The sequence below is a fragment of the Stenotrophomonas sp. 2694 genome (assembly GCF_040548715.1).
GTDB lineage: Bacteria > Pseudomonadota > Gammaproteobacteria > Xanthomonadales > Xanthomonadaceae > Stenotrophomonas > Stenotrophomonas indicatrix.
The window spans coordinates 112,526-130,568 of the sequence record NZ_JBEPSG010000007.1 but is presented as its reverse complement, the minus strand read 5'-3'; the positions used below and the strand labels follow the sequence as shown (position 1 = coordinate 130,568).

28 protein-coding genes are annotated in these 18,043 nt (G+C 64.7%); 8 read left to right on the top strand and 20 right to left on the bottom strand.

Translation table 11 applies throughout. The features are described 5' to 3' along the window. Positions 1-13 precede the first annotated feature (13 nt). The 10 genes from ABIA73_RS11025 to ABIA73_RS10980 all read right to left on the bottom strand — a co-directional run bounded on the left by ABIA73_RS11025 (position 14) and on the right by ABIA73_RS10980 (position 8,190). A complete protein-coding gene (locus tag ABIA73_RS11025) occupies positions 14-700 on the bottom strand; it encodes a head decoration protein (protein ID WP_197597180.1) in 687 nt (228 codons plus the stop codon). A gap of 2 nt (positions 701-702) precedes the next feature. Further along, entirely contained in the window at positions 703-2,070 is a 1,368-nt protein-coding gene (locus ABIA73_RS11020; RefSeq protein WP_354275789.1) for a S49 family peptidase, read from the bottom strand. Continuing rightward, positions 2,054-3,535: a phage portal protein gene (locus tag ABIA73_RS11015; RefSeq protein WP_354275788.1), complete on the bottom strand. Its 1,482-nt coding sequence runs from the start codon at positions 3,533-3,535 to the stop codon at positions 2,054-2,056. Before ABIA73_RS11015 ends, ABIA73_RS11020 begins: the two co-directional genes overlap by 17 nt. Next, a complete protein-coding gene (locus ABIA73_RS11010; RefSeq protein WP_008268422.1) occupies positions 3,528-3,743 on the bottom strand; it encodes a phage head-tail joining protein in 216 nt (71 codons plus the stop codon). The genes ABIA73_RS11015 and ABIA73_RS11010 overlap by 8 nt, the downstream gene beginning before the upstream one ends. A gap of 1 nt (position 3,744) precedes the next feature. After that, positions 3,745-5,784, bottom strand: a complete 2,040-nt coding sequence (locus ABIA73_RS11005; protein ID WP_354275787.1) for a terminase gpA endonuclease subunit — start codon at positions 5,782-5,784, stop codon at positions 3,745-3,747. 22 nt (positions 5,785-5,806) lie between these two features. Continuing rightward, positions 5,807-6,310: a DUF1441 family protein gene (locus ABIA73_RS11000; protein ID WP_008265668.1), complete on the bottom strand. Its 504-nt coding sequence runs from the start codon at positions 6,308-6,310 to the stop codon at positions 5,807-5,809. Between the two features lie 210 nt (positions 6,311-6,520). Further along, positions 6,521-6,988 (bottom strand): lysis system spanin subunit, encoded by a 468-nt coding sequence (locus ABIA73_RS10995; protein WP_354275786.1) that lies wholly within the window; start codon positions 6,986-6,988, stop codon positions 6,521-6,523. Between the two features lies 1 nt (position 6,989). After that, positions 6,990-7,205, bottom strand: coding sequence for a hypothetical protein (locus tag ABIA73_RS10990; protein WP_049464547.1), 216 nt, complete (start codon positions 7,203-7,205; stop codon positions 6,990-6,992). Further along, the gene (locus ABIA73_RS10985; RefSeq protein WP_354275785.1) at positions 7,202-7,528 is read right to left on the bottom strand and encodes a hypothetical protein; all 327 of its coding nucleotides are present in this window, start codon (positions 7,526-7,528) and stop codon (positions 7,202-7,204) included. Before ABIA73_RS10985 ends, ABIA73_RS10990 begins: the two co-directional genes overlap by 4 nt. Beyond that, positions 7,525-8,190, bottom strand: coding sequence for a glycoside hydrolase family 19 protein (locus ABIA73_RS10980; protein WP_354275784.1), 666 nt, complete (start codon positions 8,188-8,190; stop codon positions 7,525-7,527). Before ABIA73_RS10980 ends, ABIA73_RS10985 begins: the two co-directional genes overlap by 4 nt. Before the next feature lie 61 nt (positions 8,191-8,251). On the opposite strand from ABIA73_RS10980, the gene ABIA73_RS10975 reads away from it, so the two are divergent. After that, a complete protein-coding gene (locus ABIA73_RS10975) occupies positions 8,252-8,500 on the top strand; it encodes a hypothetical protein (protein ID WP_354275783.1) in 249 nt (82 codons plus the stop codon). Positions 8,501-8,972: 472 nt separating this feature from the next. Here ABIA73_RS10975 and ABIA73_RS10970 read toward each other — a convergent pair whose 3' ends face one another. Together ABIA73_RS10970 and ABIA73_RS10965 are read right to left on the bottom strand one after the other, a co-directional pair. Further along, positions 8,973-9,671 carry a hypothetical protein gene (locus ABIA73_RS10970; RefSeq protein ID WP_354275782.1) on the bottom strand — a complete coding sequence of 233 codons (699 nt, stop codon included), beginning with the start codon at positions 9,669-9,671 and terminating at the stop codon, positions 8,973-8,975. Continuing rightward, entirely contained in the window at positions 9,668-10,003 is a 336-nt protein-coding gene (locus tag ABIA73_RS10965; protein ID WP_354275781.1) for a hypothetical protein, read from the bottom strand. The genes ABIA73_RS10970 and ABIA73_RS10965 overlap by 4 nt, the downstream gene beginning before the upstream one ends. Between ABIA73_RS10965 and ABIA73_RS10960 the strand changes: the two genes are divergently transcribed. Beyond that, positions 10,004-10,489: a hypothetical protein gene (locus ABIA73_RS10960; RefSeq protein WP_354275780.1), complete on the top strand. Its 486-nt coding sequence runs from the start codon at positions 10,004-10,006 to the stop codon at positions 10,487-10,489. Positions 10,490-10,777: 288 nt separating this feature from the next. On the opposite strand, the gene ABIA73_RS10955 is transcribed toward ABIA73_RS10960, so the two are convergent. From ABIA73_RS10955 to ABIA73_RS10925, 7 genes are all read right to left on the bottom strand, one after another. Beyond that, complete coding sequence (locus ABIA73_RS10955) at positions 10,778-11,155, bottom strand: hypothetical protein (RefSeq protein WP_354275779.1); 378 nt, start codon at positions 11,153-11,155, stop codon at positions 10,778-10,780. Next, a complete protein-coding gene (locus ABIA73_RS10950) occupies positions 11,152-11,355 on the bottom strand; it encodes a hypothetical protein (protein ID WP_354275778.1) in 204 nt (67 codons plus the stop codon). Before ABIA73_RS10950 ends, ABIA73_RS10955 begins: the two co-directional genes overlap by 4 nt. Then, positions 11,352-11,720 (bottom strand): Ref family recombination enhancement nuclease, encoded by a 369-nt coding sequence (locus tag ABIA73_RS10945; RefSeq protein WP_354275777.1) that lies wholly within the window; start codon positions 11,718-11,720, stop codon positions 11,352-11,354. Before ABIA73_RS10945 ends, ABIA73_RS10950 begins: the two co-directional genes overlap by 4 nt. Continuing rightward, on the bottom strand, positions 11,720-11,914 hold the full coding sequence (locus ABIA73_RS10940) for a hypothetical protein (RefSeq protein WP_354275776.1): 195 nt from the start codon (positions 11,912-11,914) through the stop codon (positions 11,720-11,722). Before ABIA73_RS10940 ends, ABIA73_RS10945 begins: the two co-directional genes overlap by 1 nt. Further along, on the bottom strand, positions 11,911-12,582 hold the full coding sequence (locus ABIA73_RS10935; protein WP_354275775.1) for a hypothetical protein: 672 nt from the start codon (positions 12,580-12,582) through the stop codon (positions 11,911-11,913). Before ABIA73_RS10935 ends, ABIA73_RS10940 begins: the two co-directional genes overlap by 4 nt. Beyond that, a complete protein-coding gene (locus ABIA73_RS10930) occupies positions 12,572-13,468 on the bottom strand; it encodes a helix-turn-helix domain-containing protein (protein ID WP_354275774.1) in 897 nt (298 codons plus the stop codon). The genes ABIA73_RS10935 and ABIA73_RS10930 overlap by 11 nt, the downstream gene beginning before the upstream one ends. Positions 13,469-13,710: 242 nt before the next feature. Further along, the gene (locus tag ABIA73_RS10925; protein WP_301866023.1) at positions 13,711-14,298 is read right to left on the bottom strand and encodes a DUF8585 domain-containing protein; all 588 of its coding nucleotides are present in this window, start codon (positions 14,296-14,298) and stop codon (positions 13,711-13,713) included. Between the two features lie 119 nt (positions 14,299-14,417). Here ABIA73_RS10925 and ABIA73_RS10920 point away from each other — a divergent pair, with 119 nt between their 5' ends. Continuing rightward, positions 14,418-14,720 carry a hypothetical protein gene (locus ABIA73_RS10920; protein WP_354275773.1) on the top strand — a complete coding sequence of 101 codons (303 nt, stop codon included), beginning with the start codon at positions 14,418-14,420 and terminating at the stop codon, positions 14,718-14,720. Positions 14,721-14,977: 257 nt separating this feature from the next. Here the strand turns inward: ABIA73_RS10920 and ABIA73_RS10915 are convergent, their stop codons facing one another. Further along, positions 14,978-15,202 carry a hypothetical protein gene (locus ABIA73_RS10915; protein ID WP_354275772.1) on the bottom strand — a complete coding sequence of 75 codons (225 nt, stop codon included), beginning with the start codon at positions 15,200-15,202 and terminating at the stop codon, positions 14,978-14,980. Between the two features lie 280 nt (positions 15,203-15,482). Here ABIA73_RS10915 and ABIA73_RS10910 point away from each other — a divergent pair, with 280 nt between their 5' ends. The 5 genes from ABIA73_RS10910 (at position 15,483) to ABIA73_RS10890 (ending at position 17,984) form a co-directional block, all read left to right on the top strand. Then, entirely contained in the window at positions 15,483-16,172 is a 690-nt protein-coding gene (locus ABIA73_RS10910) for a LexA family transcriptional regulator (RefSeq protein WP_354275771.1), read from the top strand. 729 nt (positions 16,173-16,901) lie between these two features. Further along, positions 16,902-17,093 carry a hypothetical protein gene (locus tag ABIA73_RS10905; RefSeq protein WP_354275770.1) on the top strand — a complete coding sequence of 64 codons (192 nt, stop codon included), beginning with the start codon at positions 16,902-16,904 and terminating at the stop codon, positions 17,091-17,093. Then, positions 17,090-17,305, top strand: a complete 216-nt coding sequence (locus ABIA73_RS10900) for a hypothetical protein (RefSeq protein ID WP_100436535.1) — start codon at positions 17,090-17,092, stop codon at positions 17,303-17,305. Before ABIA73_RS10905 ends, ABIA73_RS10900 begins: the two co-directional genes overlap by 4 nt. Beyond that, complete coding sequence (locus tag ABIA73_RS10895; RefSeq protein ID WP_140227331.1) at positions 17,302-17,574, top strand: hypothetical protein; 273 nt, start codon at positions 17,302-17,304, stop codon at positions 17,572-17,574. Before ABIA73_RS10900 ends, ABIA73_RS10895 begins: the two co-directional genes overlap by 4 nt. Then, complete coding sequence (locus tag ABIA73_RS10890) at positions 17,571-17,984, top strand: hypothetical protein (protein ID WP_140227332.1); 414 nt, start codon at positions 17,571-17,573, stop codon at positions 17,982-17,984. Before ABIA73_RS10895 ends, ABIA73_RS10890 begins: the two co-directional genes overlap by 4 nt. The last annotated feature ends 59 nt before the right edge of the window (positions 17,985-18,043 follow it).

The following is an 18,043-nucleotide window of genomic DNA, read 5'->3' as shown; positions in this document are numbered from 1 at the left end:
CGCTGTTCAGCGGTCAGCCGCCGGCAGCGGCGATGGTGATGGTGTCGCTGATGGCTTCGTCCAGGTCGGTTGCGGTCACCTTGAGGGTGTAGTCACCGGCGGCGCTCAGCGTCGCGGCATCCCAGGTGATGACGCCGCCCACGGCTGCCTTCGCACCACCGCCTGCGAGGTTGCCGGTGCCGCTGGCCTTGGCCAGGGTGGCGCTGACGGTGCTGCCGGTGACCAAGGCGCCGAATACGTCCTTGACGTGCGCCACGATTGGGCCCAGCGCAACACCGGCGGTGCCGGTCAGTGGTGCGGACACGAACACCAGGTGATCGGCGGCGTTCGACGCAATCGGCTGCTGGGTCCAGCGGGTGATGATGCCGGACTCGGCCAGGCTCAACGCGGCCAGGAGCTTCTGATCGGCGGTGACGCCGCTGGCCCATACCAACTTTTCGCCGAACACTTCGGCGTCGCGCGCGATCGCCGCGCCCTTGACGGCCAGCGCCGCAGATTCGGTACCAGTGTCGACCGGGCCGTACAGCACCTTCACTGCGTCGGTGCCGTTGGCAGCGACGGTGTTGTCTGCCTTGAGCAGGGTGCCAGCGGACAGCACGCCCTGCCCGGCCGGCAGACGGATCAGTTCGCGGCTGCGCTCGCCGCCCGCTTCGGACAGCAGGAATTCGCCGGTACGGTTGCCGGCCAGGGAGATTTCCATCGTCAGTTACCTCGTTGCTTGTAGATGTGATTGGGATTCAGCTTCGCCTTGTTGTCGGCGGCGCGTTGATCGGCCATGGAAGCCGGGTGTGCGGTGACGACCTGCGTGCTGCGGCCTTCCTCCGCCTTCATCGACAGCAGCTGTGCACGCACCGTGTCGAGGTCGGTGTTCTTCTCGATGAAGCTGGCTGCGAGGGTGTCATCGCCACGCAGCGCCGCAGCGCAGGCGTCCTGCACGGCGGTCGCGTACTCAACGGCGCTGGCAGCCGGTTCGGCCTCCTGCGGTGGGCGGCGCAGGAGGGCGACTGCGAGCGCTGGCGGCAGTTCACTGGCTGCGACTGCTGCTGCCAGCGCTGCTGCCGGGTTCTCCACGACGGCTGCGGGCGGTGCTGGTGCGGCCTCGGGCGCCGGGGGCACTACCGCTGCCTCCGGCTCATCGTCAGAGTCGGGGTTGCCCGGCGCGGGCGGCGGTGCGGCTTCGGCAGCACCGAGGTGCGCGATCAGGTCGTGCCAAGTACCGATCCGGGTCGCGAAGCCCACTGCCACGGCGGACTGGCCGCGGTAGCAGGCCGCCTCGGTGGCGCGCACGGCGTCCGCCTCCATGCCGAGATTCCGCGCCACGGTGTCCACGAACATCGTGCGCATGTCTTCCAGATCGGCCATTGCCTCGGCATGCGCCTCCTCGCTGAGCGGGAAGTTCGGGTTGAAGTCGACCTTGCGGGCGCCGGCGAACAGCGGGGTGACCTTCAGGCCGATCTGGGCGTTGTTACCGCTCCAGTCCTGGTGGAAGCGCACAACGCCGACCGACCCGACGCCGCCAGTGCGGCTGATCCAGATCTCATCGCACGCCGAAGCGAGGGCGAAGCAAGCCGAGTACGCTTGGTCATCGACCAACGCATACAAGGGCTTTCGGCCACGCGCGTCGAAGATGTGGTCAACAAGGTCGAAGCAGCCCGACGCCATACCACCCGGCGAATCCAGCCGCAGGATGATGGACGTCACCGCATCGTCGTTGAGCAGCTCATCGAAGGTGTCACGTACTGCCGCGTAGCTCACCGGCCCGGGGCCACTGCCGCCGGGCATGGGCCGGTTCACCATCGCACCGGACAAATTGATCACGCCAATCAGGTTCTGGGTGATTCCAACCGTCTCCCCGCCGGGTCCCGACACTTCGAAGCGGTCGGCCTTCAGCACGCTGTCGTCGCTGGTGACCTTCCCTTCCAGATAGCCGCCCACCAGCGCTTCACCGATGGCCGGCTGTACCAGCAGGGGCTGATTGAGGACCGCGGCAGCGAGCGAGGCCACCACGGGCGCACGGCTGCCGCGACCCAGCATTCGGGCCAACAGGCCAGGCTTACTCGTCATCGTCATTCCTTTCATCGTCGTTGGCGCCAGGGGCGCCGGGTTCGTCGTCCTGCCGGGCACCAGAGGCGTTCGTACGCCTCGGATCGCTGTCATAGCGAAGCCCGGCCGCGTCTGCGCGCTCGTTGTCCAGCGCCTGCTCGGCATCAACCTGTTCGGGATCCTCGCCAGCGCTCAGCACCACCTTGCTGCGCGACTTGAAGCCAGCCCGCACCGCCTTGAGTTCGGAGGTCACGTCCTGAACCGGATGGCTCCAAGGCCAGCCTTCGGGCACCCACAGGGTTTCGGTCACGTCATCACGAAGGGCTGCATAGCGCGGCACCTTCAGCAGACCAGACAGCACCGCCTGGTCGATGAAAGCGTCGCGCACCCGCTGGCAGAACATCGGGATCATGAAGAGCCACTGGTCCTGCTCGATCACCCGGCGGAACTCGTTGAGGATCAGGCGCAGCGCGCGGTCGGATACGTTGCGCAGGTCGCCGGTGAGCACTTCATAGGGCACGTCCTGGCTGGCACAGATCGCCAGCAGGTGCCCACGCAGGAACTCGGCATAGTCCGAGCCGGCGCTGGGCGGATCGGCGAAGTCGATCTTCAGACCAGGCGGCAGCTGCTGCAGGGTGCCGGGCTCGAGGCCACCAATGGCCGTGCCGTCGGCATCCTCGCCGGTGATCAGTTCGCCGACGCCATCACCATCCTCGCCCTCTCCGTTGGCGTCGGAGGTGATGAACCCGGCGAACAGGTTGGCAAGGGCCTGGCGCTCCAGCACTGCATCATCGAGGCGGTCCAGGTTGAACATGCGCAGCAGGGCTGGGGCAGAACCCGGCACACCGCGCATCGCACCGGCTCGGTTCGGCCGGTACAAGTGCAGCACCTGCTCGGCCGGCACGCGCACCAGCTCGTTGCCGTTGACGGTCAGCTGCAGGTCGCCCGGGTGCTCCCGGTACATCCAATAGGCCACGCGGCGACCGATGCTATCGACCTCGATGCCCTGCCGGATCACGTTGCCATTGCTGGCCACACCGTTGTAGTGCTGCGGGCACTGCTCAGATTCGATCAGCTGCACCTGCAGCGGCACAGGCAAACCGTCTTCAGGTCGCCGATACCGGATGCGGGCGAACACCTCGCCTGCCTCCTTCCACTCGCGCCAGGCAAGCGCTTGCAGGCCGTCCCAGCCAAGCACGCCATCGGCATCAGCGTACTTGCCCCAGCGGGTCCACAGTTTGGTGAGCTTCTTCTTGTGGTCCTTCGTTCCCCAGATCGGTTTTGCCTGGATGCCGGTGGCGATGCCATTGGACACGCTCTTATTCAGCGCGCTGACCATCCAAGGGTCATTGCGGGCCAGGTGCCGTGCCCTGGCCAGCAGTGTGGGCAGGCCAATCAACGCAGCATTGGGACCGAGCGAGGTCGGCCGGAAGGTGCGTAGGCGTCGGCCGTTGCCGGCAGCGCGGTAGCTGCTCTCGGAGATATCAGACATTGCCGGTCCCCGATTGGTAGAGGCGCACGATGCGGCGGCGCCGCGGTGCACCTGCGGCCTGGCCCAGCTCATCGCGCATCTGCTTCAGCAGGCGGCGCATCTCCACCAGGCTCTGGTAGGTCACGGTGCGGTCGGCATATCGGACGCTCAGCACGCCGGCCGCAATCGCGGCCTCCAGTTGTTCGACTTGCTTGGTGGTGAATGCCATTTCAGCGTCCCAGGTACTTGCTTCGGATGACGCGGCGGGTGCGCGTGCGCGGCGTTGGCGCCGGCGCTACGTCGTCTGCCCTCACGTCTGGGTTGTCGTCCCACGGCGCAGCCCATGGCGGCGGCGCGGTCCAGTTGATGGCCGGAACCTTCAGCCACAGCGCCATGCCCTCTGCATATCCGCAGAGGTCGAACGCCTCATTGCGCCGCTTGGCCAAGTTCTCCCAGCCCCTGGCCGTCCGCGATTCGGCTGTCAGTTCGGCGTAGAACGCCTCTGGCAACCAGTCGGGGAAGTGGTAATAGCCCGGGCCGGGCTCGGCCCGCTTCACGTTGGCGTCTACCGTGTCCTTCAACCGGTCCACATTGAGCAACAGCTGCGGCACATCGCCCTTCGACCCTGATTTGCGGTCCCGACGCTTGCTGCTGTCGGGGAAGGTCTCGCGGAACAGTCCACCCTCGCGGCGCGCATCGCCCTTGATCAGCCTGACCCTGGCGTGCAGCTTCCGGGCCTTGAGCGAACGCCAGAACTCCAGCGCGCGTATCGAGGTTCCCGATTTGCCACCCCAATCGATGCCCACCGCATGCACGGGCATGCTGCGGCCGGTAGCGTCATCCAGCGGGTAGCGACGGCTGATGACCTTCTCGACTAGGCGTTCCCAGTCTTCCAGGTACTTCGGCGGGTCCAGCGGCAGAAAGCCACCGGAGCCGTCTTCGCGCTTGGACGTGCGAAGGGTGAAGGAATCCACCACCCAGCGTTCCAGCTGCCCGGATTCGCCGATGCCGAAACCCAGCACCAGCACGACGAAGCGGTTGGCCTGGACGTCGACCTCAGCCAGGAGGAAACGTACGCCAGCGGGCACCGCGCCAGCAGGCCAAACCTCGGCGCGCTCCTGCATCTCGTTCGGATCGCTGGCCGACCGCGCCGCCATCGGCACGTAGTTGATCGCCCCGTCCACGTTGTGCGTGGTCTTAAGCGGGCGCTCTTCACCGGTGGTGGCGAAGGTCCTCAGCGCCTGCAGGTAGCGCTCGATCAGCGATTCCCATGACTGGTAGGACGCTGCGACACCGCCGAGCCAGTAGCTGGCGATGCGTGCCTCCGGCCGTTCACCAGTGACCGTGCCGTCGGCGTGCACGACTTGGCCCTCTGCAGCCCATACGCCGCTGCGGTTCATCCCATCTTTCCACCGGTGCTGCAGCCCCACACCGCAGTGCGGGCAGTGCAGCAGCGAGTAGTGCCGCGCCATCTTCTGCACGTCGTCCAGCACGACCCGTTCGAGCAGTTCCTCCATCGGCGGCAGCGCGAATCCGTCGTAGCCTGGCGCTGCCTGAAACCGCTCGCCGCACTCCGGACAGGGCCAGTACCAGCGGCGCCTGTCACCGCGCGCATACAGCGCGGCGATGCCCGCTGCTGGTGGACCCTGGTGCGGGTTCAACGGCTTCCAGGCACCGTCGGCGTAATCGTTTGCCGGGCTCGACTCGGCGACCACCATGCCGGCCGACATGTACGTCTGCGTACGCTTCAGGCCCAGGCCGAAGCACTCATCGATCGTCAGGTCGCCGGTGTAGTTGTCCACGTCCGTCATCAGGACGTCGTGAATGTCCTTGCCTGAAAGAACCGAGACCGACGGCCAGCCCATGCGCAGCGACATTCCCGACCGGAAGAACTTGAGCAGGATGTTGTCGTCGTGGGCACGCGGGCTCAGCCGTGACCGCAGTTCCGGGCTGGCAGCGATGCTGCGGGCGATACGGGTCTTGCTGTAGTCCTCAGCTGCATCCTTGGACATCTGCACAACCATGGCGTCGGCCGGGTTGCACGTAATCAGGTACGCCAGGCGCGCATCGATCAGCGAGATAGTCTTGCCCGACCGCGCCGGCCCTACGAACACCACAGCCTCGTAGTGGCGGCTGCCGGTGGTGTCCAACGGCTCGACCATGTAGGGCGTGGTATCCGGATCCCAGGCTCCAGCGGCGCCGGCGGCATTGGCCACCTGCAGCACCCGCGCACCCTCGCTCACCCTGATGCGGCGCGGCGGCCTGATCATCTCGGCAACGCCCTGGCGCACGCTACGCGCTGTCGCGTACGTCGTCATCGGTGATGCCCTCGTACATGGATTGCCGGACGCGATCGCACTCGTCCTGGACCTTGACCACCTGCTCCGGAGTGAGCCCGGCCTTGCGCTCGAGCACATCTGGGAGCGTGTCGAAGAACTGCACGACCTTCTTGACCAGCTCGGCGTAATCCGCCTCGACCTCAGCGGCCGGCACGAGCTGCCCGATGGTCGATTCGACCTTCAGGCGTTCGTTCTCCGACTGGTAATAGGCGCGCCGCTCCATCGGAGGTAGGTCACGCGGGTCGACAACGCCCTCAGCACCGAATGCTGCAGCGCCCGGATTGACCAGCGCGGGGGCTGCATCGGCCAAGCGGTAGACGTCGTGCCCTGCCCGCTTGGTCAGCGGCGGAACGCCGGCCTCCTTTAGACGCTTGCTGGCCGTTCGGCGGTCCATCCCGAACTCATCCGCCAGCCTGGCCACGGACCAGCCTTTGGTGAATTCGTGGATGTCAGCCATGTTCTACCCGATGCGCAGCCTATTCAGGGCCGAAATTGCGGTTTCTCCCGAGAAAATCCGCCGAAAACGTGGCCTGTGGTGGAGCACCATAGAGGCCGAAAAACTGTCAATTACCGGGGTCCGAATCCCCCCCGGTTGCTGTGGATAAACTCAGGGGCCCCGCCTTCGTGAAACCTCACCCGTGGAACTTGATCTGCGCCGGGACGACAGCTAAAAGGTGCGGTCAACCCCGATCACGGCTTGGCAACTGCGGACGTGGTCGTCGGCGTCACGGGCGATTTGAACAAGATCTCCCGCGACCTCTGCTCGTAGTTGGGCGTGCGCATCACGTTCGATGGCGCCGGCGACGGCTTCGGACAGACGAGCGGTATTGCAGGTGGCGAGGTCGTCGCGCAGCTGCAGGCTGCCATCGCGCACGCCAGCGACAACAGCAGCAGGGAGGGCCTCGGCCGCAGTGCGGTCTTCTTCATGCTTGGCTCCGATGGTGGCCAGCGCTGCGGCCTGATTGTGCTCGATGGCACGGGTCTGGTTGACCTGCTGCACCTGGACGGCACCGGCGCTGGCCTGCTGCCGGGCTTCAGTGCCATGGGCGCGATCGCCGCGCCAAGCCCAGCCGGCACCGAACATGCCGGTCGACCAGGCGACGAACACCAGCACCACGATCACGGTCCGATTCACGTCAGGCTCCTGCGCCGCGGCGGCCAATGTTGAAGTAGAACTGGATGATTCCGCCCATGGCCGTGTTCAGCCCGCCGATGAGCATGAGGAAGGCGTCCTTGTTCCCCTCGGGGATGGCCACCGCCAGCATTGCGGCCATGCCCATGCCGATCAGGAACAGGATCAGAATCGCGATTCCGGCCCTGGCCGCGCCCACGTTGCGTGTTGCGAAGGTCATGCGGCACCTGCCAATGCGTGAATTTCCTCCAGCGCCCAGTGATAGAGCTGCTGGTCGACGATGGTCACGCGGGTGAGGCGCTTGCCCCGCACGACCTTGATGGCGACCTGAGTGGACTGCTGGACCGCCAGCAGCACGAAGGCGATCCGTTGCTTGGTCGGGTCCGGCTCCTGCAGCACTGCGAGCGAGTCGCTCACCATCTCGCGGATGGCAGTCAGCAGTTCTGCGGTGGGGTTCTTGGCCTTGCGGCTTTCCAGTACCACCAGCACGCCCTGCAGCTGACTGACCGGCGAAAGCCTGGCCGGTTTCTTCTTCGCCGTCATACGGCCAACGCCTTCAGCGCGCGCGCATATCGCTCGCGGCGGTCTGCTGCGCCGGTGTGGCCGCCATTGACCCTTTCGGTGATGTCGTCGAATCGGCCAGCGTCGGCCAGCTTGTTGAGATTGCGCGCGTCCCAGAATGCCCCTGCGGCAAGCGCGCCCCACTTCGGCTGCTCCAGCGCTTCCGGCTGAGCCTCGAAGTCCGGAACGGCCTTGATGCCCTTGGCGCGGAGAGCATCACGGATCGCGGCATAGCTGGCCCTTCCAGTGTTCTGGATCGGACCGCGACCACGGTAGCGGTAGCCATCGCCACTAGCCTCGGAACCATTGCCCATGCGGTTCGCATACGCGTTGTTGCCAATCGCCACCGGCTTCCGCTCCAGCGCGCGTGCCAGGTCGTTCGGCCTCTTCGGCTTGGCCTTGGGGTCGACCGCGTATCGACTCGGCCAGGTGTCTGCCAAGCCCTGGGCGCCGTAGTTCAGGTTCTCTGTCATACGCGTTAGCCCACCCGATTCATGGCCAACTTGGGCTAGGAACGCGGCTACTCGCTTCGCCGTGCTGATGCCAAACGCATTACAGGTGTCGGTCAGGGGCTGGGCCCACTGGGCAGAAACGGCGGCACTGCAGCCAACCGCCTGCTGGATTGTAGAGGCGGTCAGGATCATGACGTTGGATTTAGTTCGGAGAACGGGTAAGAATCGGATCTCACCCAAGGAGAGTTAACGTATGGCCGCTCGGCTTTACTGGATCAAGGACTGCTACATCAACCTCGATCATGTCACCTTCGTGCCCAGAGTCACCCATGAAGAGGGTCTCTTGCTTGAAGGTGAGGACAACCCCGTCAGCGGGTTTATCGTCACGGTTTTCACCGTGGGTCAGCAGGAACCTCACTCGTTTGTTTTTGAAACTGAGGATGAGGCCAAGCAAGAGCGCGATCGACTGGTGGGAGCAGCTGGCATCACTCCCCGACTGTAGTAATTTGCACAGAAAGTTGCGGGGGCATCAACCCCGCACTTTCGCTCAGGTGAAAACGACGCTAATGTGCAATCGGCCGTGCGGTGCACGGCAAGGACCCCTTAGCGGGGGGACGAGGGTGGCTTAGCGGCTGCTCAATGGGGCAGGCACGGCCGAACCCCGCCAACTGGCTAACCCGGAGTGATTCTGGCCTAGTCGGAGCGGGCTTGGGACCGATCTGTACTCGAATTCGCGGAAGTGGGTCGACACACGGAACCGACGTCGTAGCAACGCGACGATAAAGAATGCCAGGACATCTGCTGATGCCCTGGGCCGGCCTGGGGCATCATTGAAGGAAACGACAATGATCGACCTCAGTTTCAGGCTGAAGGTGGACCTGAGCAAGATCGTGAAGCTACTGCTTCCGATCTTCCTCATCTGCAGCCGTTGAGTATGGGGGCTGGTCGAGCCTGGTATCGGCCAGCCCCACCTATCAAGCAGCAGACCGATCGAGCGCCCGGCCCAAGTGCCACGCAGCTTCCTGCTCTGCCTCTGTGAACCGCTGCAGCATCCACTCGTACACGACGCGCCAGCGCTCCCTGTAAGTCGATTCGTCCCTACCCAGTGCCGAAGCTCGGCGCCGATCGCTGACTGCGCCAAGGCCAGACCCTCCGCACGTCTTGCACGGCACCAGCAGCTCGCCCAGCATCGCCTGGCCTCTGCCCTCGCAGGCCGCGCAGTGCGGGCGCTTCGCGATCTCCCCGATCACCGCGCCGGCCAGCGTCGGCAGCGACTCCAGGGTGCTGATCGGCCAGCACTGCGCCTTCACCCGGCCCAGCCGCTGCTGGGCGGCGTCACGGTTCGCCCGCTGCTCAGCCGTAGCGGCGCCGCCCCAGCCCATGCAGACCTCGGCCAAGCCAAGATCCGTGCGCGCCTCGGCCAGGCGCCGCTGCTGCCGCTGCAGCTCCGGCGTCACCAGCGCAATCACCGCGTCCCGCAGCTTGTGCCGACGAAGCGCGGCGCCATCCGGCCACCAGCACGCCTCCAGCAGCTCCCGGCCAAGGCCGGCCGACACCATGCCCAGCGCCGCCGCGATGTCCTGATTGGTCAGGTCCGGCTTGCCACCGCCGCAGCCGATATCGAACTTCACCGTGCTCGGGCCAAGTCGCGCCATCGTCTCTCGTGGATTCATGCCCGTTCCCCTGTCGTTGAGTGGCCAGCCGCCGCCGGCCCGCCCGTAATCCGCACAACCACCTGGCCGCGCTTGCGGACCTCGTTGCTGACCAGCGGGTGGCTCATGAACCGCTTGTCGTCTATGCCCAGAGCGTCGGCGATGCCATCCCGGTAGGGCTTGGACCTGGCCAGCATGTTGTCGTCGTCGGGGCGCATCCGAGTGGGCGGGTGGAACGTCTTGCTGCCATCCATGAGGCTGGTGCCGTAATGGGCCCTCATTTCTTGGTGGGTGCCCGCCTTCCGGTAGGATCGGCGGCGCCAGCCAACACGATCACTACCGGAGACGGACATATGGCAGAACTGCTTGATCGCAGCTTTCAGCGAGAAATTCTTCAGTGCGCGGCGGCCAAGTACCCCGCAGCAGCGGACATACGACCCTTTGGCACGGATGACCACAGGCTGCGGGTGAACATTGCCTACCTGCACGAACACGGCCTGATCGAAGGCGTCTACCCTGGCACTCATGGCCGAAGGGCATCCCCCTATGCGGCGGTCATTACCGCAAAGGGAATCGACTTCCTGGCCGATGACGGTGGCCTGTCCGCAATTCTTGGAGTGATTACGATCAAGCTTCATGAGGACACCTTAAAGACTCTGATTGCTTCGAAAATTCAGGAATCGGAGATCCCGCAGACTGAAAAGCAGCGATACCTCGATCAGCTTCGAGAGCTGCCCGGCGAGACCACCAAACACCTCGCTTTGAAGCTCGTGGATGCTGGCCTTGAGAACTGGCACAAAGCACTGCCGCTGCTTCAAAACATCCTTTTCCCGACATGACGCGCCGGAAAAGAACGCTGGTTCCAGTAGTCAGCGGAATCTCAAACTCGTCGGCATCCTCAGATGGGGATTCAATGAACATGCCGTTGGCGTAGAGAACGATGGCGTCCATCACTTCGCCTCCCTCGGCAGGATGAAATTCCCGGCCGCGTCGTAGTGTTCCTCGCTGTGAAAGTCGCCATCGTCGCAGTCCTGGCAGATGATCTCCACGGTGTGCGTCTCGGCGCTGGTCTTCTCCCTCCTTGCGGCACAACGGGCAGCGCAACCGGGTCTGATCGAGCGCAGCCATCAGGGCAACTCCGGACCGGCCGGCTCGGCCGCAAAGTGCGTGATCTTGGGGTTGCCATCCCGCCAGCTGCCGAACACCGGCCGCTTGCTTACCGAGTCCCACAGCATCAGCCGCGTGGCGTCCTGCGGCGCCTCGGCGATGGGGCGCCAATTGGGCCTGGGCGGCAGCGCAGCCAGATCCTCGATCCACTGCAGCGCTTCGCTGGTGTCCACGAAGTTCTGTATCTCGTCCTCGCCATACAGCTCATCAATCTCCGGGCCGAACTCCACCATCCATTCCTGGTGGCTGTCGCAGTCGCCAGCGGCCCAGCCCCAGTGCGCGTACACCACCGACAAGCCCCGGCGCTTCGCAGCAGCAACGATCTTCCGCTTGCTCATGCTGCCTGCTCCCAGCTGGCCGCAAGGCGCTGCACCTGGCCGCCACGGGCCTCGAACTGGTCTACCGTCTCGGCGGGGCCGCGGAAGGCGGTTCCTGCCTTCACTCGCTTAGGGCGCGACACCGTGTTGTGGTCCATGCGCCGCTCGCGGGGCGCGACTTGAGGGTTCAGCCTCGGCGCCAATTTCTTCGTTGTCTTCATGCTGCCGCCCTCAGTTCGTTGATGTAGGTCTGGTTTGCAATCAGCTCGTCGTCGGAGCCGTACGTCTCGTGGAAGGCACGCGAGCCATCCATCAGGCTCGGGCCGTAGATCTGCCGCATCGATGCGAAGGTGTTCCCCTCCATCGGAATGCGGCGGTGGTGCCATATGCAGAGCGCGAAGCCGAAGAAGTGGCCGCGCCGCCGGTTGCCGCTCTTGGCGTGGTTGTAGTCGCAGCCGTAAACCACCAGCTCTGGCTCCAGCAGCCGTTTCTCCAGCAGCGCCAGGCAGGCCATACACGGGCCGGTCTTGGCCAGCTCGATGCGGGCGCCCTCTTCCTTCGTCGGCGGCGGTGCGTTCGACCACATCAGCGCAGTTCCGGAATCGGCCCGGCATACCGGGTGATCGGGATCTGCCTGCAACCATCGCGCCAAACGGTGGCCCCAAGGGTGGCGTACAGCACCAGCGGTTTGACCCCGTAGCCATAGGCCAGATACCAGCCGGCCACCGACACCGGCTCGGACACAGGGCGCACCTCCAGTTCGACATGGTCCTGCCTCATGCCGCCGCGTCCTGAGTGGGAGCGAACAGCTCGGCGATTTCTGCCAGGCGCTGCTTGGTGCGCTCGTTCGCTTCCGAGCTCGCCTCCACCCGGCCTGCCAGCAGGGCCAGCGGATTGAACGCGGGCGTGGGCGACGGCAGCGCCAGATGTTCGGCAACCTGCTCGTGCGCCAAGCGGCCAGCATCCACAGCCAGCTGCAGCGCTGCGGCCCGGGCACTCGCGTCGCAGCCCAGCGACGGCTGATAGACGGCGCAGCCATCCACAGCGCGCGCGCTCTTCACCAACCGGGCGTACACCTCCAGAAACGCCTGCCTGGCTGCGATCTTGTCGCCCTCCTCGACCAGCGGCAGCGCCGCCGTCCATGCGTCCCTGGTCTGCTCGGTCCATACCAGGGTCACCGCCTCGTCAGCGGCCCGGATCGCCACAGCCCACGCTTCGTTCGGTGCCGGGTGCCCGTCGTCAATGCGCTCCATGATCGCGGCCAGGCTCAGCCGGCCCTTTACCTCGCGGCGGCAGGCGGTCAGCGCCTCGGCCAGCACGCGCAGCGGGTAGGACGCTAGGTCAGTGACCATGTACGCCGCAGCGGTCGGCCGAATCTGCTCGCCCATCACCTCGGCCGTGGCCACCAGCATTTCGACCAGCTTGTCCTGTTCGGCATCACTGAGCATCTGCGTTCCCCTTCAGGCGGCGCAGCAGCGCCTTGGCGTCGTCGGCCGCGTTGGCATTGGCCTGCGTCTGGTCCTGCTGCCGGGCGCTGGTGTCGGTCACCTGCCGCCCGGTCGCCCACTGCGTGCGGTACGCCTCGGCCCCGGCCAGCAGCACGCCTAGGTCGTGCATCCGCTTCACGGCGTAGTTCTCGTTGACGCTCAGGAACCAGCCGGCCACCAGCGGCGCCTCTTCACGACCCAGGCGTTTCACCAGATCCCGAACGTTGGTGTTGACCTTGGCGTTGCGGACGGGGTCCACGCCGTGGCGGATGAGGTAGGCAGCCCGGTAGGCAGCCCACGTCGCCTTGCAGGCCAGCTGCATCTGCTCTTCCTGCTCCGCCTTCGTCCGCGGCGCGGCCGACAGGCCCGCCGGAGATGACGGTTCTTCTGACGGTTCATTGGTGGTTATATGACGGTTAGGCGGCACGGGGCGCACCTCCAGACCTGCGCCCGCTGCATCCCCACCTGCACGGGGCGCATCCCCACCTGCATCGGGCGCACCCGCTGCACGGGGCGCAGCACCTGCGCCCGATGCAGTACCGGCTTTTCCGGTCTTGCGAGTGCCCTTCGACGGCGCGGCGGCCTTGTCGAACTTGGCCGGGGTGACGTTGTAGACAGTGCTGCTGTTGAACCTGCGGTCGCGGGTCAGTAGGCCCACGACTTCCAGATGATCCATGGCGGTGCGGACAGCGCGCGGCGACATGCAGCAGCGCGCGGCGATGGTGCCCACCGCCGGCCAGCACACGCCGTCGTCGTTGGCTTGGTCAGCCAGCGAGATCAACACAGCCTTCTGCGTGACGCTCAGGCCCTGCAGCGGCCAGCACTGCGACATGATGATGGTCGACATGTCAGGGCCCCAGCGTCATGTTCTGGCCCCGGGCCACCGGCCACCAGGTGCAGCGGGAAGGCGTCGAGCGAGCACGTATCGGCAGATGCCCGTCTCGTTCGCCAGTTCGAGGCTGGTCAGGCCTGCGAAGCGGCGCACGGCAGAAGCCGCTGCGGCTTGTTGGTCACCTTGGACGCCAGTGGCAACGATGTAGTTGGCTGCCTCGTGGGTGGTGCTGGGATCGCTGGAACGGGCCGGATGATTCATGCCTTCTGCTCCAGCCCCATCGCTCGAATGACTGCTTTCCGGAAAGTCAGCGCGCTGATGACCATGTCATCGCACTCATTGATGATCTTGTGCCCGTGGGGGCGATCCTTCTCGTCAATCACGCCGTCGGCGACTGCAGGACTGATCGCTGCGCAGAGGTCGCCAAAGTCCTTCACCAACTGCCCAACACCGACCGTATCGGCTGACGTTTCGATGGCGTCCATGCGGATCGGCAGAATGCCGCGACGGCGGCCCAGCGCGCGCTCGCAGTTGCTGCGGTACGGCTCGGGCAAGCTCATCACCCACGAATCTTCCAGATCCGCCGGCAGCGTTTTGACGACGCCGTCCAGGTAGCGACCGAGGATCTGGCCGTTGTGCTTCTTGTCCGCGTCGCCGTCCCCTTCCCCACCCAGAGTGATTCGGAACGGGACTTCACGGTCATCTTGTGCGTACATCGACAGGTACTGATCGGCCACCACCATGGCGAAGCTGCGGCGGTTGGTGCCCGTGTCGCGCAGCATCTGCTCGGTGAATCCGTAAATCACCGTCTGGCGCTTGGGCAGGAAATGGGGCTTGGGCTTCATGACAGGCTCTCAGGAGCGGCGCACGATGGGCGCCATGGACAACTACTCAGGGATGACGGGGGTCGCCCCCCTTGCGCTACGCTGGATTTGCGAACAACACAGCCCGCAAGGAGGGCGACATGGCAAAGAAGGGCGTTACGGCTGGCCGGAGTCAGATGAACGAGATCCGGCATCAAAATCACTACTGGAAGGGTTTTGCGGATTACACGCTCGAAGTCTTCGGCGACACGCTGAAGAAGCGGGAAGGCTGGAAGAACGACCTGACTGGCTTGGACGCAATCCACTACTACCTTGTGGAAAAGCACCACTGGCTGCCGTCGGTTGTTCGGGCAATGTCTCTGGAAGACCTTCGATTCGCCTTGACCGAAGAAATGCATGGCTGGACGCTGCCAAAAGACGCGCTCGGGCCAGAGGACATGTAGCTGAAGCCGCTTCTAGACTGAGTTGCTGGCTGCGCAGCAGTTCCGATCTGCTGCGCAGCTTCTGCAGAGAACGAATAGGCCACTGCAGACTCGGCATGTCGCGTGGAGGAAGATCTTTGGAGAGCGTGATTTCCTCCTGCGACAGATGCGATAGGAAGGCTCGTGAGCCCGCCGCGAGGGCAGCCGAGGTAGACGGCCATTCCTGGAAGGCCAGCAGTCGGCGGTGGATTGCCAGTCGTCGCTTCAGCGCGCGCATGTCAGGCAACCTCCAGAGGTGCGTATCGGTCTTCGTCGGGGTCATGCGGCGCTGGCTGCGCCTGCGTCTGTTCCTGCACGCCCAGCAGGCGCTGGATCTGCGGCAGGGCCGGCAAGGCACCCTCCTCTGCCCAGCCCTCAACCTGCTCGGCCGGCAGCTGCAGCACCTTGGCCAACTGCTTGTCGGTGCTCAGGCCCAGCTTTGCGCGCAGCGCGCGCTTGCTCATGCGCTTGTCCGAAAGGGTCCGAACTACTCCAGCGGGCGGCGCACCAAAGGCTTCCGGCTTGAGCAGTTCGAGAAACTGCCTCCGCGCCGGCGGGATCCCACTAGAACGCCACTCGCTCACGGAAGGCGGCTTGATCTGGCAGATACGGGCCACCTCGGTCGTGCCACCCAAGCGGTCGATGATTTCGGAAGCAGTAAGGTTGTCCATGCAGAAAATATTAGGACTAGCTAATGCATCAGTCAATAGCCAGTCCTAATCCAATTGTGGTTAGCCTTTCCTAATGACCACTCTTGCCGAACGACTCACGCTCGCCATCGAGCACGCCAAGATCACCAAAGCAGAGCTTGCTCGTCGGGTAGGAATTTCTGCCCCTAGTGTCAACGGGTGGTTCAGCGGCAAGGCCAAGTTCCTGCGAGGAGAGAACCTTCTTGCAGCTGCCAAAGGTCTGGGCGTAAGCGAGACTTGGCTAGCCACGGGCAAAGGACAGATGCTGTCGGGCACAGATCCAGCGGAATGGATCTCGCCAGTCCGAGAGGTTGAGACGCCACCCGGCTATGTTCGCTTCGACTTGTTCGAAGGGGGTGCGGGGATGGGTGCAGGGATGGTCAACCAAGACTACCCGGAGGTTGTAAAGACCATCGAGGTTGCCGAATGGGAAGTGCGCAGGAAGCTCGGCTACCTGCCCCATCCTGGTCGAATTCAAATCATCACCGGCCGGGGCCCATCCATGCGTCCGAAGCTGGAAGATGGTGACATTGTTTGGATCGACACCAGTTGCGACTACTTCGACGGCGATGACTACTACCTCATCAACATCGGCGGCGAGACGCAGATCAAGATGCTGCAGAAGCGAGGTGATGGTCTGTATGTTGTGAGCGTCAACACTGACTTCCCTGCTTACCGCCCCGATCTGGGCGATCTCTGCATCTTAGGAAAAGCCCTAATACACGCAGGATTGCGCAAGTTCTAGTGCCTAGTGCCTGCGCTCTGAAGATTGGAGCAAAAGAAAACGCCGCGTTCGCGGCGTTCTTGTTGGGGGAGCGAAGGCCATCACTCGGATCGAGAAAGGTGCGCCTCACCAGAGGCTGGCTGAATTGCTCGATACGCCTGTCGTTCACCAGCCCCAATGACTACGTTTTGAGACGTAGCGCTAGAGCCGCAGAAACCACCGGTCGTCTCCAATCGCAAGAAGTGGCCGCCCGGAGTCACATGCAAAGTTGCGCTCTCGCTGGACCTAATTGATACCACCTTCGCGTTGTCCAAGAAGAGCAGGTAGGCGCAGGCGGATCCTTTGACTCCCTGATCCCTTGTTACGACGATCTGCGCGGAACGTTCGGCACTGGGCGTCAGAAGATTCGGTAGGAAAACGCGCTCTGCGGGGATTGGATGTTCCCGACCAGGCTCGACTGCAGTCGTCGTACAGCCTATCAACGTTCCCAGCAACGCCAAGCAAGCAACACGCTTCTTCATGACCGGTCCTTGTTTAATGGCGCTCGACATTAGCATGCAGCACGGGTATTCGGCAGAGACCTATTCCTGGGCAACTAGAGGTCTGGGCTCGCTCACTATCCCGGGTTGCTGGGGTCGAGACATCGGCAGAATGTTAGCCACTCCTATTGACAAGAATGATTAGCGTCTCCTAATCTTCGCCTGTCGCTCAACTGAGCCCTATCCCAGGGCCGGGGGCAGGAGATCAACCATGCCTACTCTGGCCCTCAACACCGAAACCGCCCCCGGCACCGCCAAGGCTGACACGGTCAGCGGGAAGGTCGTCCAGAACTTCGGCGCCGCCCGGATCTACTACACCGCCGACGAGGCAACCGCCGCAGCGCGCGCCCTGATCGCCGCTGCGCAGCAGCTGCGCGACGAAAGCCAGGGCGCCGCCGCATGAGCGCCGTCATCGCCAACCACTCCCCCGTGCAGCGCGCGGCCGCCGCCGCCGGCATCGTGCGCCGCGCCGCTGGACGCTGGGGCGTGCGCCCCGAACTGGTTCGCTACGTGGCCGGTCACGCAGCCGCCGGCGTCCTCCTGCACGGCCAGAGCGTTGCGGGTGCCGTTGCCGCCGCGCGTCTCGATGCGCGCGCCCAAGGCGGTGCTGCATGAGCGCCCCTTCCAAGATCGCGGCCATCCGCCACGCAGTGAGCGCGCTTCATGGCGCAGCTGACGACGGCGCAGACACCCGCCGCTACGCCGACGCGCTGCAGGAAGCTGCCGAGGCCATTGATGCGCTGGTTGCGGCCGATCAGGACTACGACCAAGCGCGAGACCGGTGGCTCAACTCGCCGAGCGATCACGAATCGTTCGAGGCGGCGCGGGAAGCCTGGGGGCGGCGCGCCATTGCCCTCGCCCGCGTCAAGGGCGGTGCCGCATGAGCCGCAGCGGATACAGCGACGACTGCGACACCTGGCCGCTGATCTGCTGGCGCGGCGCGGTTTCTTCCGCCTTGCGCGGCAAGCGCGGGCAGCAGTTCCTGATCGAGCTTCGCGATGCGCTCGACGCGATGCCAGAAAAGCGCCTCATCGCCGAACAGCTGCAGGACAGCACAGGCTGCCACTGCACGCTGGGGGTTATCGGCGCCAAGCGCGGCTTGGACATGACCGGCCTCGACCCCAACGACCGCGAGGCCGTGAGCAAGGCGTTTGGCATCGCCGAAGCGATGGCGGCGGAGATCGTTCACGAGAACGACGGCGAGTGGCGCTGGGATAACGAACCGCCGGAGCAGCGATGGACGCGCATGCGGACTTGGGTAGAGCGCCACATCACTGCAGCTGGTGCCCCATGACCGACGCCGATTTCATCGCCGCCATGGCCGTCGGCATCCCGCCCATCACCCCGCCCGCC